This window comes from Pseudochryseolinea flava, assembly GCF_003286915.1.
GTDB lineage: Bacteria > Bacteroidota > Bacteroidia > Cytophagales > Cyclobacteriaceae > Ohtaekwangia > Ohtaekwangia flava.
In genome coordinates, this window is record NZ_QMFY01000024.1 from 1 (window position 1) to 14,884 (window position 14,884).

Below are 14,884 nucleotides of genomic sequence, written 5' to 3' on the forward strand. Positions count from 1 at the left end.
CGCTTCGCGCCAAGGTCGTCAGTTCGAATCTGGCCACCCCGACTTAGAAAACTGAAGCCTGCAAAAAATGCAGGGTTCTTTTGTTTTGCACTAATAGGTTTTTAGGAGTCGCGTTAGCGTAGCTCGGTATCACGTGGCGCGCTTCGCCCCAAGGTCGTCAGTTCGAATCTGGCCACCCCGACTTAAAAAACTGAAGCCTGCAGAAATACGGGCTTTTTTCGTTTTGCAGTAATAGGTTTTTAGGAGTCGTTAGCGTAGCTCGGTATCACGTGGCGCGCTTCGCGCCAAGGTCGTCAGTTCGAATCTGGCCACCCCGACTTAGAAAACTGAAGCCTGCAGAAATGCGGGCTTCTTTCGTTTTAACACAAACCGTTATGCGTTACTATACTTACATCATCTTCAGCGAGACAACGAATCGCTATTATATCGGTCACACTGAAAACCTAGATAACCGGCTACACGAACATAATACTGGAGAAACAAGTCGATCAGGTATGGCATTCCTTGGATACTGTTATGGTCGATGGAGTGTGATACACGAGCTGATGCAATGAAGCTGGAGAAAAAAATTAAGAGTAGAGGAGCACAACGATTTCTTGCAGATATAGATCGCGAGTAGCCCGGTATCACGCGGCGCGCTTCGCGCCAAGGTCGTCAGTTCGAATCTGGCCACCCCGACTTAAAAAACTGAAGCGGCAGAAATACGGGCTTCTTCGTTTTAACACAAACCGTTATGCGTTACTATACTTACGTCATCTTCTGCTAGACAACGAATCGCCTGCTTCTCGTTCATCCGTCCATGCACGATCGATCAATTGCTTTTGAAGTAAGCGGGCTTCTGTCGACACCCACGTATAAGAACTAAGTGACGAAGTATTATTTCATTAATGGCACCTCGTGATGCCGCACCAGGTACTTGATCAATTTTCCGGAAGGACTATGAGATTTAGGATTGAAAATCCGTTCATTACCAATCACAATAAAGCTCTCCTTTGCCCGAGACACAGCGACATTTAAAATGTTAGGTTTGTTGTCTCGGTCGAAAAACATGACGGACACGTCACCTTCACCATATACCGGTGAGAAGAGGATTATATCACGCTCTGCACCTTGCAACGCATGAACTGTTCCTATTTTCATCTTGGACACATTCACTCCACTGCTTTTGAGCTTATTGATGAGCAGGCGCTTTTGCCCTTTAAACGGAGTGATGATGGCCACAATTTCCTCAATGGGCTTGCTAGGTTTAGTTGTGTCGCTGTTATAATGACTTTCAATTTTTGCCCGATTTGCTGTAAGCCATTTTTTGATCTGCTCTGCTTCGCTTTCATTTGATCGGTCCTTATGATGAACTTGTGAGTTGCCTTCCGAATGAATCAATAACATTGGAGGAAATAACTGCCCGGCCTTTGCCTTACCTTTCATAGGCTTCAGCATTCCTTCATAAGCCAGATCATTACAATATGATATGATGTCATCGAAGCACCTCCGATGTTCAAGCAGCATCATTCCTCGTTCCTTCATTTTATTCGAAGGATCGAATACGTCGCATGCATGCTGAGCCATCTTCATGATGGAGCCGTTCGAACTTAGAAATCCATTGTCTGACAACGTTCGGTGCAACGGTTCTTCCACGTTCATGATGATCTTATGTCTTGGGAGATTACCCATATCCATCTTTGGAGTGATGTTCCAAACTGGCTCAATCTGTTTGACATCACCAACAATCACGGCCTTTTTTGCAAGGCCGAAAATGGCTGTTCCGATTTCAGGACTTACTTGCCCAGACTCATCTACAATAAGTAAATCAATAAAAGAGGTTAGCGGTGGACTTTCCCATTTAACTGATTTGTCATCTCGGTATCCGGCTGCTTTAGAATAAGAGAAGAATTTCGGAGCCATGAAAAAGGTACTGACAAAGCAAGGAGTTAACATCGCGCGTGTCTGCCAGTTCTCCATTCTGCCTCCTCGTCCATTATTTGGATCAATTCGGTCAGTCATTGCCATGAGCCAACGCCCTTCCCAATAATGAATGGCCAAATGAAATGCTTTATGTCGTAGCGACAAATCTACTTCATCGAAGAAGTAGCCTAGTTTGTTCTTTCCTTTTAATTTGGCATACTCAATTTCCCACATCGCTTGTTCGTCGCTTGGTGGATTGTGGATAATACTATTGGCAGATTTCCAGGTGTTCCACGCTTGAAGGCTTTTGCAAATGTCAATGATTGTCTCGATGCGCTGATGAAAAAAATCCTGCAACTTGACTTTGGATCTATATTGTAATCCTTCTTTGCTTAATGTAAAATCTCGAAAGAGGGATTTTACTTCCAATTCTCTTTCACGCACCCATCTCGACAGCGAAAAAAAACAGAAGAGTTTTCTAAAGAACGGCTCGCGCTCAAAGTACTGTTTTACTTTTTCCTCGGTTGATTCCAGCTCTTGCCTAAGCCCCTGCCAATATGTGATATCGTAACATTGGTTTAAATCGGGAGGGGTGTTGAAGGATGGGCGGATCAAATCAATCTGTACATTGAGATTTTTCCAAAGCGTCCGAGCTTGTTCCAGGAAAACCTTTAGTCCAATAATCTGGCGTTGTAAAGCATCCACGACTTCACTAACCTGAACATAGTTTTGATTGAGATAGGAGTTGCCTTTTTCAAGGTAAAGGCCTTTCCCCCGCGTGACGTAATCCGAGCTTTCCATATCGGTGAAGGTCCCGGGGAGTTTTCCAAGCTTAATAAAGTTAAGGTTGGCCAATTCCTTCTCCGTCTTATCATTAGCAGGTAGGTAAGAAGCATATCCGGAGAAGTTCGGCAACCACCGATCTTTAAGGGAATCAAGATTGCTATCAGCTTTAACAAAGCTCTCGTTGATATTGGTTACTGCTTGATTATTAGCAGAGCATGCAAGGATCAAAGGCGCCGCTTCACCCTTAATTGCTGCGAGCACGACTTCATTTGCCACAATACTCTGAAGCAACGTAGTTTTGCCTGTACCTGGAGGACCGTTGACGGCAAATACCCGGGAGTCAGTGCTGGATAGGAAGGTATACAGACTTTTCCGCTGGCTTATACTTAGCGGAAAGGAGTTACCCATCTGGCCGAGATGTCCGATGTGGGCATCCATAAATTGATTAACACTGATTGGTTCGCGATTGGGTTGTTTCTGTTTTAATGTAACAAATTGATGAAGTAAAGGGGGTGTACGGGCCTCCTCCAAAAGATGTTTATATAAATCAACGATCGCGATCGCCGCACCAACTTCCTTGTCCGGGACGACAAGCGTTGTCTCCTTCACAACAAGATGACCATCGGTTTGGTAACTGCTCAGCGACTGCTCGGTGAGTTGTGTGAAGACTTGCTCAATGTATTTGATGTACGTTGCCCATTGATCAATTGGCTCGCGTCTCAATGCAGCAGCCTGATCAATTTCGTCAACGGTACTGAATACATAATCATGCAACTCGTTACCAATAGGGCTGAGGTATTCTCGTGGAACGAGCGGGAAGTATTCATCAGGAACGCGAAGCTCCCCACTGCGAAGCAATGTCCCTTGAATCCAAAATGGATACAGACTTTTGCGGTTACCCATATACTGGAGGTTATCCGGTATGTGGTTTACTTTAAATAGGGAAAGTATTACAGGCACACCTTCAAGTCGCTCCCAATCGGGACCGTCCCTTAATGTGATGCCTTTTTCCTTGTTCTTCTTTAGCTCTTCTTTTTCAAACAAACTGGATGTAATCGGTTCATCTATTCGGCCACTGGACAAGAAATCACTAAGGGGTTGATAAGAGTTGGCCGGCGAAACATCAACAGATGCACGCATAGCATCCGAAAGATTGTTCTTCCAGTAGGTAAGCAATCGGTTTTCTAACGTCATAGAATAAAGTCAACGATGAATGAGAAAGTTACTCGAAGTGAAAGAGTATTAAAACTATTTAACCTTGAATAAATGGGCCCCGTTTCCTCTAATTCAATCGGAATTGGACAAGTATCAAAACAAAGCCTTCGCTTATATTATTTGTAACACTTGGTCGCGACGGGATGTTTCCGGTGAAGGAAGGACGCACGCTCTTGCAAATAATAGTGAACGGGGTTCTATGTGTTCGACGCAGAAAACTGAGGCCTGGGTAAATAATTCATTGATCTCCCTCAACTCACCGTTGAAAGAATCCGCTTCAGATGGAAGCAATGGCTTTATTATACTTCGAACGGTAATCGATGGGTGACATACCTGTTATTTTGCGAAACACTTCCCGAAACGCTTTGGTATCAGAATAGCCCACCGAATACATCACCTCATTAATATTTTTCCGGCTATTCTCAAACAATCTTTTAGCAGCTTCTATTTTTACACGTTGTGTGTACGCTAAAGGTGTGTTGCCCGTTGCTCTGATAAAGCGGCGATCGAAATTCCGGCGACCAAGAGAGAATTTTGTAGCAAGATCCGCAGTCGATATTTTTTCAGTGATCTTACTTTCAATATAGTTCTGAGCCTTCTCTACAACATCATCGCCATGCGATTTTTGTCCGTTGAAAATTGAAAACGGAGACTGACTCATACGTTCAATCTCTACCTGTAAAACTTTCGCACAATGAATTGCCGTTGCCCGATCATAGAATTTTTCGACCAGATAGATCAATAGATTCAAGAAGGAGTACGCGCCTCCATTGGTGTAGATGCCAGATTCATCTGTAATCAACCGATCTCTTTCCAAATTAACCTTGGGAAACCTCGCCTTGAATTCATCCGCCAATCCCCAATGCGTTGAGCAACGTTTTCCGTCGAGCAAGCCTGTTGATGCCAGGAGAAATGCACCGGAACAAATACTTGCTACTTCTGCACCATTCTCAAATTGATCGTTTATCCATTGCAGCAAAAATTTGTTGTCTTTATCATTCGTTTTAAATCGAGGACTGATCGACGGAATGATAATTAAGTCCGTTTTCATGATCGCTGAAATATGTCGCTCCGGTTTCACCATAAATAACCCATCGGAAAAAGAAACTTGCTTCGCCGAACCCACTCTCGCAAATTCAACTTTCAACGGTTCTCTTTTTCCTTTCGACTTCCAATGATGGTTTGCTTTGGAGAACACTTCATGAATTCCAACGATGGCGCTCAGATTTGTTTGCCATTGACTGACGATGACGGTAACATGTTTCATCTATCTATTGGTTAAGTGGAATGATATCAACGCCCATGCGATAAATTCTTCTACCCTATAAATATAGGACTTTCACCATGTCCAAATCAACCCGCTAGATGGTCCAATTCACACCCGTTTACAGTCTGAATTGGCCAATACATTTGTGGCAAGAAGTCGATGATCACGCGATAAAACAGTTAACATATCACAAATTAATTCACAACATATGAAACGTCTCGAAAACAAAGTAGCAGTGATTTACGGCAATGGAGGCATTGGTGGTGCCATTGCAAAAGCTTTTGCCCGTGAAGGTGCCAGGATTTTTTTAGCAGGTCGTACGCAGACCAGGCTGGATGAAATATCCGCAGAAATTCAAGCCGCGAATGGAAGTATTGCAACAGCTGTGCTGGATGCACTCGATGAACAAGCCGTTCGCATACATATCGACAAGATTGTTTCGAAAACTGGAGTGATCGATATTTCTTTCAATACCATTGGGCTTCCGCAAACTGGCATTCAAGGGATTGCCCTTGCTAATCTTTCTGTCGAAAATTTTCTGAAGCCGATTTGTATTTATGCGCAATCGCATTTCATCACCGCCAAATGCGTATTACCACATATGATCAAACAACATCAAGGCGTGATCCTTAGCCATGTTCCTAACGCGAGTCGTCAAAGCGCGCCGTATGTTGGTGGAATGATCCCGGCATGGTCGTCGTTAGAAGCGCTGTCACGATCTATATCGCTGGAGTACGGCCAACAAGGTGTTCGATCCATCTGCATGCTTAGCACAGGCATTGAAGAAACACCGCTTATCGATGAAGTATGGAGTATTCACAGCAAAGTGCACGGATTAACCCTTGATCAATTCTATGAAGCGTCACGGTCGTTCACGCATCGAAAACGCCTTACAACTTTAAAGGAGTTCACAGATGCGGCGGTCTTTGCTGCTTCTGACGATGGAAGCGCCATTACAGGAACCTTGTTCAATCTCACTGCTGGAATGATTGTTCATTAGGTAACTTCAATTCCGAATATCAGTTCCTCCCATGATCTGCTGTAGCGCCTTGCCGAGGCCGAGTTCTCCTTCTGTTAATACGGCGGCCACAAGTTGGTGATCCTGTAAATTTACAGGCAACGGTCCGCGCGGCGCAGCAGCATTGGAAGCATAAACATCGTTTGTCTGCACTCCCTGATGAACATAAAAAGTGTGGTGGTGTTCCAGGATAAGATGCGCTCGCCGAACTTTTGAAAGATTACAACGTCGCGCCGTGGATTGTCCTGGTCGTCGAATGCAAATGCTATGTCTTCTACGATGTGCGCGGGGAGTAGCATGTCGAAGAGGTACGCCTGTGATTTTAAATGCAGAAAGTACAGCAAGCCGTGTGTGGTGATGAGCGTCGGATATTCCCAGGGGAACGTAAACCCAAGTGCCAGTTCCGCTGTCTGTACATCGGCCAAAGAAATAGGGTCTGAAAAGTTGATTGCAAATCCAGCGTCGGTTATTGCCGCTTCAAAAGATCGGATAATGTTGTAAATAGATTCCGTGCAAGGACAAACTGAAAAAAATAGAGCGGTTGATCTTTCAATGCCCTTGCTGTCGTACAAAACGATGGGCGCACGAAGTTCTGAAAAGATTCGCTACTCACTTAATCTCAAAGATCGGATTGCAGAATCTTTCGATTGTTTGCCAATACAAGAGGATTGTTGATCGAATGGATATTAGAACGCAAGCACCGTGAGCGTTCCCAGTACTATTTCGACTTCAAGTATTCAACAACAGCTGCGGGAAAATTATTCTGTTCAGCGAAGTCTATAATTTTCTTGCCTGTTTTGTCCAGGTAGTGTACATCTGCGCCATGCTCAACAAGGTATTCGACGATCTTCAGGCTTCCTGTCGCGCATGCCTGGAGCAGTGGTCGCTCTTCTTGCGCTCGCACGTTGGCCCCGCGTTCAATTAGTTTTTTCACCAATGCCAGATTGTCGTTCATAATCGCGATAGTGAGTGGCTCGTTATCATCGTACTCGTTAAAAACGTAATTCAGCCCTATGCGCGTGGCCATATCTTCCAGGAGTTCCACAGGAAGATCGATATGGCATGCATATGCGAATAATGGAATGCGATGCTCGCCCAGCGTGACGTAGGCGCGCGGATCAGCCCCTTTGTTGAATAGGTAAGACAACGCTTTGGTGGGTATTTTTTTTTGCTCAATTTCAAACATGGTGCAAAGGGCAGCGGAGTATTCGCCAGCTTCCAAATCGTACCCGGCTTTTACCAATGCATCGATCCGTGCGTACATCGCAGTGAGACTGCTTCCTTCTCCTTTGCGAATGGCTTCCTTCGCTGCCTCGGATTCTTCGTCATCAATGTGATCGAGATCTAGCTTTTGATCGTAATAATATCGATCCAGAATAATGTCGAATGCGGTGTTTCCGTTTTTGCCCTGTCTTGACACGGTATGGATGTTAGCACCTTTCTGAATGAGCAATTCGAGAATTTCCGGAGCGAAGTATTTGATTGAAAAAAGTGCCGGCGTCTCACCCATATGGTTCACACCTTCTATATCGGCGCCATTGGCCAAAAGCAGTGTGGCTATTTCGGTATGTCCTTTCTTGCGAGGACTACTGGCTTTGAAAATGCAATGGTGTAAGAGCGGCCACGTTAAGCCATACGACGCTTTGTCGTCGTCGATGTAGTTTACGTCAGCGTTTTCCTCAATAAGCTTTGCTACAAGCGTAACATTAACATCTTTGATGGCTTCCAGAAGCTCTTTTTCTTTTGACATTGTAAGCGTTTGTGCGCCTCATGTTGTGCCTCGTGACACGTTGCGCGAAAGATGGGAAAAATAACTACAAATCCTACAGAAATCCGGCGCCTGGGTGTATGCGGAGCTGAGGATCTTTGTACTAAACGCGAGAAGTGAAGTGGTAAAAAAAAATGCGACGCGCTGTACAAAGAATACATTGTCAATTCGTACTCGCGTTGAAGTAAAAAGAAAAACGATATGATTTCCGACGCACTATTTGTTAGGCTTAAAAGTGGGCACGGGTTCACAAAAGTGCCGTGAGTCCCAATACCAAAACACCGACCATCAACATCATCAGGTAAGCGATGGCGACACCGACGGACTTCAATGTAGTGATCGCCCATGACTGCTTGTAGACAGTACGGATAGCGGTGATGAAATAGATTACGATGAGCAATGTCTCAGCAATCGGTAGATATTGTTTCGCCGCCGATGTTATGTACGCAACGATGTCAATCACTAGAAAAAGTAGGAACACGGCGCAATGAAAGTGCAAGGTAAATATGGCATGATCAGCATAGCAATATTTTTTCTTGCTGTAGAAGAGTTTCAAGATGAGCGCACACAGCGGCAATAAGATGAACATCAATTTAGGAATTGCCATTCTGGTTTTCTGAATAAGAAGCGCCGTAGAGCCTGTCCCGTATTTTTCTATCGACTGTAACCAGCGGCTGTAAAACCACGATCGTACACTGCTTTCGCGCTGATCGGGTGGGAGCGTCTGCTGTAAGGAGTCGAAACGGCTTAGATATCGATAGTCGACGTCGCCAAACATCAATACATTGTAAGCTTCTTGCGCAGTGTCTTTCGGAAAGTGAAGTAGACTGTCTATGTGGGTCAACACCGCCGCGCGTACGGGGCCATGGGTTGTGTCTGTTTTTGTTTTTGCGATCATCATTGCTATGCTATCGCGCACAATCTTTCGATCGTCATAGGACGCCTTTTCCTGAAGGCCCTTTTGAACGCGCGCAGCATAGTTACCTGTTGACAATGCGAAAAGGAAGTAGACGAATGAAATGAACAGGTACATTCGGATAGGATGCAGGTAGCTGTTCCTTCTTCCTTGAAGATATTCGTTGGTGAGAAAACCAGGCTTGGTAAACAAATCCCTCATCGTGACGAGGAACTTGGAATCATAATGAGTGAAGTCTTCGAAGAAGTGACGCAGTATGTGACTGAATGATTCTTTGGTTTCAATATTTTCTTGACCACAACGTGTACAAAATCGCTCTTCAACGATTGCCCCGCAATTCAAACAGTTTTTCTCCTTCCGCAGATGCCCCATGAAATCCCTTTATCCCGTGAAGGCTCAAAATAAGGCTTTTATTCCGTTGAAGACAAATAATGGATCAATCTCCAAACCAGGGTCATAAGTATCGGATGGCCATCAATGCTTAGTTCAATTGAAGCCAGAGATGGTTCATTCTGTAATGGATGAAATGAACTCTCAACGCGACGTTCACAATGCGAGCATGGATTTCAAATTCAATGAAGACTTACGGGGTCTACTAGAACTGGCATGGAACGTCCGGGAGTGCTGAGTATTTATCCATTTGTAGAGCCACGATTTTAGAAGGCATAAATACGGTCCGGACTTCGCAAAGACTGGAATTCAGTGGCGAAAAATGGCCTGATTTCGTTGAAATTCGCTGCCTAGCTTATTCTATTTTAATCTATTGCAATCGAAATAAATTGAATTTAAATCGATTTAAATTATAAGTGTAAGCGGTACGTTTAATATAAAAAGTGTATATTTAACAATTATATGGCTCAAGCCCATCTAAACCCAAAACAAACCCATATGAAAAAATCAATTACTCAATCACCGACCTTTTATTGGTCGGTTGATCATGCGAGTTGGCAAAACACCATTCCCGAAAACGATCGAAGAATTTTCTCGGAACACGCTACGGCTGCGATGAAGGTACTTGACACGGACTGTGAAATCTATAACCCTACCAATTTATCATTATGAAAATATCTAAACTGATATGGTTTGCTTGGTGCGCAGCTGTTTTCGCAGCTATTGCCTTAGTTGGATGTGAGGGCTTAGAACCTTATGAAATCGACTCGCCAGATGATCTCCAACATAAGATCGACTCTATTGCCGCGATCAAGGATGGAATGAACACCGGCGACACGACGTACATTACGATCTCTACGACGATCGTTGGGGCAGAGGATAACAGCGCAGTATGGTGGACATCGTTCTCCGACTACTTTACAATTCCTGCCAATAAGCTTTTGCATATTGAATTTGTCAACAATGGCACTGGCGTAAATAATTGGAACAACTGGAACGTTGCAGTCGCCAATGTTGCAGACCGCGAAGCCGAGGAGTATGCCGAGTACTTTGTGCTCCGTTCTGATGCTTATGGCTGGGGAAATGCTGATTATGATGGAAACATGATTGATCAAAACTACCCTGACACGAACGGCGATGACGATATCTGGAACGACTTCCGAGAAACAATGCAAGGTGCTTACGTCACGTTGGAGATCGATCATTCACCTACCGGGAATGCATTTGTAACAGCTACCGCTGTTGGTAAAAATGGAACTGAGTTGGTCATGACGTATAACCAACCAGTTTCGGCTACTGCCGATATCGTCGCATTCTTGGTTTGTGATGGCAGTCATTTCGTAATGAAGAAAGCATACTTGTTGCCATCCAGGGTTACCGCTGTCGAAGATGTTAATCCAGTATCCATTGCCATCACTGGTGCACCCGCGTTTGTTGAAAAGGGTGATGAAAATTTCTGGGGCAATGCAGTTGCAACCGTAACGTTTGCTGATGGGTCATCTGCTCCTGTGGATTCCGCAGATATTTCTTTTAATGTTATTCCCGACATGACGACTACCGGTGTGAAGACTGTTGTCGCAGCATACAGCAAAACGAAGCAAGGTAAATATGGTCCGCCAGTATCCACTGTTTATACACTCGAAGTTACAAATGCAGTGACGAGTCTCGCTGTAACGACGCCACCCATCATAACGACCTATTACTACTTCAACAACGCGCCTATCACATTTAATCCGAAAGGGCTTGAGGTAGCAGCAACCTATTCTGATGGATCAACGGGGGTAATGCCTCATGAGAGTCTGCAATTCGGAAAGATTACTGCAGCCACAGGGACTCAGTCAGCGCTTATTTCATATGTCGGCGCAACGAAGACGGTAACAACGACCGCTCCATTAACACTTGTAAAAGGAACGAGTCAAGTGGGAGCAACTGATTTCTCGACGCCTTGGCCAACATCGTCAAATGCGTACACGGTCGCTTCTGGTTCGAGCCGCGTGATTACACTCTACTGTTACTCTAATAATCTTAACAACTGGAATAGTCCAAGTGTGGCTGTTGGCAAAGCCGGCAACTTGAACGTTGATATGCTTGCCGCTAACCCTGCTTCCGCAGTGGTGCGCATGGACAATTTTGGTTGGGGACCGGGCTATGCTGGGGCCGTTCTTACATCAAACTGGAATTGGGCGACGTTTGCATCGAACATCAGTGGTTCGAAGATTGTCATCACAGTCACCAACCATGGTAACAACACCGCTGATATATTATACAATGTCACTTACGCGAACGGGGAAACACATTTCCAGAAGTACGCGGGGATAACTGTAGACAGTTCTGATTTGACTTGTGCGCTTGTAACTGAGGGTGCCTATCTCGTCATCGTTGATTAAGTCAAAGCAAAATGATCTTTAAAAAATTGAAAATATTTATGAAGAAGTATTTACAACTAAAGGCTACCGCCGTGCTGGTAGTCTTGATGATGGTCGCCCCGGATGTTTGGGCGCAGGATCGAACAGTATCAGGCGTCATCAAAACGTTTGAAGAAGGTGATCCGTTGCCAGGTGTTTCAATTGTTGTGAAAGGTACTACCAACGGAACGGTTACAGATGCCGATGGCAAGTATCAGATCGTGGTGCCGGATGGCGCGGTGCTAATTGTTTCTTTTGTTGGATTCAAGAACCAAGAGATAGAAGTAGGGGCGCGTACAACGATCGATGTTATGTTGGAAACCGATGTGATGAGCTTAGGAGAAGTTGTGGTAATCGGTTACGGTGAACAACGCAAGGTTGATCTTACAGGTTCTGTCGCGATCGTTGACCCGGATGAAATGAAAGTAGTATCAAACTCAAACGTTTCGTCAATGTTGCAAGGCAGAGTTGCAGGTGTACAAGTTACTTCCGATGGGCAACCCGGCGCCAATCCAACAGTACGTATTCGTGGTATCGGTTCGTTTGGGAGTACCGATCCGCTCTATGTCGTCGATGGTGTAATCGTGGGGCAAACCGTCCGTGATTTCTCGCCGAACGACATCGAGTCCGTACAAGTATTGAAGGATGCTTCCGCGGCAGCCATTTATGGAGCTCGGGCTGCTAACGGTGTTATTATCATCACGACGAAGCAAGGGAAGAAGAATCAGCCCCTGAAAGTTGACTACAGTGGTTACATGGGACTTGATCAAGTGCAGGATGGTGTGTACGACGTGATGAATTCCAAGCAGTATGGCGATTTTATCAATATGTCCTTTGGTAATAGTAATATGGATGTTCCCTCAGGTTATGATCCAAGCAGCCCCAACTACTTGTACGCAGCAGATGGTACGCCAAAAGTTAATACGAACTGGCAAGATGCAGCATTCAAAACCGGCGTAAGACAGAATCACAACATCAACCTATCGGGAGGTGGTGACAATAATACTTACAGCATCGGCCTTGACTATTTTAGTCAGCAAGGAACAATAGAAGGTGCAGGTCCTAATTTCGATCGTTTCACCGCACGTATCAACAATACCTTCGATGCTAAGTTTATCAAATTCAAAACTGGTATTGTGTACAGCCATAGCGATCAGGATAACATGGCGCTCAGTAATGCGAATGAATACGTAGAGGGCTTATATGGTGCACAGTTTCCAGTGATGGCTTCAGCGCTGTTGTTGCCGCCTACGATCAAAGCTTATGATCCGTCAACATGGGTACTCGATGATAAAATTGCTGCGGCATCGCAGTACACGCATGACTCTTATGGCTATGGAACATATTACGATAACATTCACGGCGACTTGCGGGTAACGAATGTTTTGCTTACCAACAATCTCCTAGAACGGAACACGAAGGTCGACAGAATTTTAGCCTCGGGTTCTGCGATCGTTGATTTGATTGACATGCTTGGCGCACCAAACAAGAATCACAAACTGAATTACACATTGAACTTGTCATACAACCGGACTTTTGTAAAGGGTTTTACATTCGTGCCTGCATTCATACAGAGCACCACGAACTACCTGACGAAGAGTAATGAAACATTGAGCCAATCGTATTGGAATGGTAGTACTTCATTGATCGAAAACTTCGCTACGTATGATGGAACAATAAAACGTCACCATGTCAATGTGGTGGGGGGTATTTCCTTTCAGCGAACCCTTGAGCACTCCCTCACGGGGAGCGGTGTAAATCTTCCTGAGCCTTATTATACCCAAGTGAACAACGCCGGAGAGACGCAAGCGGATAGCAATGAAGGTGAGGACGTACTAGCCTCATATTTCGGTCGTGTGAATTATGAGTTTGGTGAAAAATACCTTCTATCCGGTACGATTCGAAAAGATGGATCCAGCCGACTTTCTCCAGCTGACAATTCTGAATGGTTTTATGCTGGATCTGCAGGTTGGCGCATTGATGAGGAAAACTTTTTTCAGGTACCTGAATCAACAATCAATCTCTTGAAAATTCGTGCGAGCTATGGTGAACTCGGTAATGTTTTCAATTTGGGCTATTATAACTATATGAATGTGATGACTAGGTCTGACTATACATACAGTTTTGGAAATACAAAAGTAAATGGCTCAGCGCTATCGAACTTCACCAACGAACGCCTGAAGTGGGAGCGGAAGAAAATGGCGGACATTGGATTTGATCTTGGCTTATTTAACAATCAAATAGAGTTCTCACTCGATTGGTACAAAGCGACAACGGTAAACCTTCATTACGGTGTCGAAGTCCCGCCACAAGCGGGTTTCACAAATCCAGATGTAAGAATGAATGCAGCGACGATGGTTAACGCTGGTCTGGAGTTTCAAGCCACATATCACAACGATCGGCATGCTGTGAAATTCGATATTTCAGGTAACCTATCTACGCAAAAAAATCAAGTGACGAAACTTGGTGTTAGAAATTTACCTTATACGGTAGGGAACTCCCGAACAGAAGTGGGCCGCGAAATCGGTGCATTCTATGGCTATGTGTTCGAAGGCGTATTTCAAACACCGGAACAGCTCACTGATCGTGTCAATGATTTAGGTAACCCAGTAAATCAACCTGGTGCGCAACTCGGTGACGCTGCCTATGCAGATTTGAATAACGACGGTGAAATCACCAACCTGGATCAAGAGTATTTAGGTAGCGGATTACCTTCTATGTCCTATGGATTTAATATTCACGCTGAATGGAAAGGGTTTGACTTGACCGTGTTTGGCACAGGCGTTACGGGCTTCCGCGTTGTTGATTTTGTAGATATGACCCTGCGGAGTTCTTACGGTGCACTTAATAAAAGCACAGACCTTCTGAACGCTTGGACGGAAAGCAATCCTAATTCCAATGTGCCGCGTGTGGCGAACAAACCTACTGGTGCCATCACAAACGATATGTTCAGCCAACGGTTCATGCAAAATGCAGCGTACCTGAGAATTGCAAACATACAACTGGGATATAACTTGCCTGATAAATGGTTTGCCGGTTATGTAAGCCAGGTTCGTCTCTATGCTTCTGGCCAAAACCTGTTTACATTCTCAAAATACCGTGGCTATAATGTCGATTTTGCTGGCGGTACATTCACACCTGGATTCAACTACGCCTCTTATCCAACGCCACGCACCGTCATGGCGGGTGTACAGTTTTCTTTCTAATACATAGATCT

At 44.8% G+C, this 14,884-nt stretch carries 9 protein-coding genes; 4 read left to right on the top strand and 5 right to left on the bottom strand.

The features are described 5' to 3' along the window. Nucleotides 1-374 precede the first annotated feature (374 nt). Entirely contained in the window at nt 375-554 is a 180-nt protein-coding gene (locus DQQ10_RS25895; protein WP_165824130.1) for a GIY-YIG nuclease family protein, read from the top strand. Nucleotides 555-876: 322 nt separating this feature from the next. On the opposite strand, the gene DQQ10_RS25900 is transcribed toward DQQ10_RS25895, so the two are convergent. Further along, nucleotides 877-3,882, bottom strand: a complete 3,006-nt coding sequence (locus DQQ10_RS25900; protein WP_112749859.1) for an AAA domain-containing protein — start codon at nt 3,880-3,882, stop codon at nt 877-879. A 298-nt stretch (nt 3,883-4,180) separates the two neighbouring features. Then, nucleotides 4,181-5,170 carry a GlxA family transcriptional regulator gene (locus DQQ10_RS25905; RefSeq protein ID WP_112749860.1) on the bottom strand — a complete coding sequence of 330 codons (990 nt, stop codon included), beginning with the start codon at nt 5,168-5,170 and terminating at the stop codon, nt 4,181-4,183. 208 nt (nt 5,171-5,378) lie between these two features. On the opposite strand from DQQ10_RS25905, the gene DQQ10_RS25910 reads away from it, so the two are divergent. Continuing rightward, nucleotides 5,379-6,170: an SDR family NAD(P)-dependent oxidoreductase gene (locus DQQ10_RS25910; protein WP_221409798.1), complete on the top strand. Its 792-nt coding sequence runs from the start codon at nt 5,379-5,381 to the stop codon at nt 6,168-6,170. Between the two features lie 110 nt (nt 6,171-6,280). Here DQQ10_RS25910 and DQQ10_RS25915 read toward each other — a convergent pair whose 3' ends face one another. The 3 genes from DQQ10_RS25915 to DQQ10_RS25925 form a co-directional block, all read right to left on the bottom strand. After that, on the bottom strand, nt 6,281-6,760 hold the full coding sequence (locus DQQ10_RS25915) for a hypothetical protein (RefSeq protein ID WP_112749862.1): 480 nt from the start codon (nt 6,758-6,760) through the stop codon (nt 6,281-6,283). 146 nt (nt 6,761-6,906) lie between these two features. Further along, nucleotides 6,907-7,938, bottom strand: coding sequence for an ankyrin repeat domain-containing protein (locus DQQ10_RS25920; RefSeq protein WP_112749863.1), 1,032 nt, complete (start codon nt 7,936-7,938; stop codon nt 6,907-6,909). Between the two features lie 265 nt (nt 7,939-8,203). Further along, nucleotides 8,204-9,244 carry a DUF3667 domain-containing protein gene (locus DQQ10_RS25925; protein ID WP_112749864.1) on the bottom strand — a complete coding sequence of 347 codons (1,041 nt, stop codon included), beginning with the start codon at nt 9,242-9,244 and terminating at the stop codon, nt 8,204-8,206. 686 nt (nt 9,245-9,930) lie between these two features. Between DQQ10_RS25925 and DQQ10_RS25935 the strand changes: the two genes are divergently transcribed. After that, nucleotides 9,931-11,649, top strand: a complete 1,719-nt coding sequence (locus DQQ10_RS25935) for a hypothetical protein (RefSeq protein ID WP_112749866.1) — start codon at nt 9,931-9,933, stop codon at nt 11,647-11,649. A gap of 38 nt (nt 11,650-11,687) precedes the next feature. Next, on the top strand, nt 11,688-14,873 hold the full coding sequence (locus DQQ10_RS25940; protein WP_112749922.1) for a SusC/RagA family TonB-linked outer membrane protein: 3,186 nt from the start codon (nt 11,688-11,690) through the stop codon (nt 14,871-14,873). The last annotated feature ends 11 nt before the right edge of the window (nt 14,874-14,884 follow it).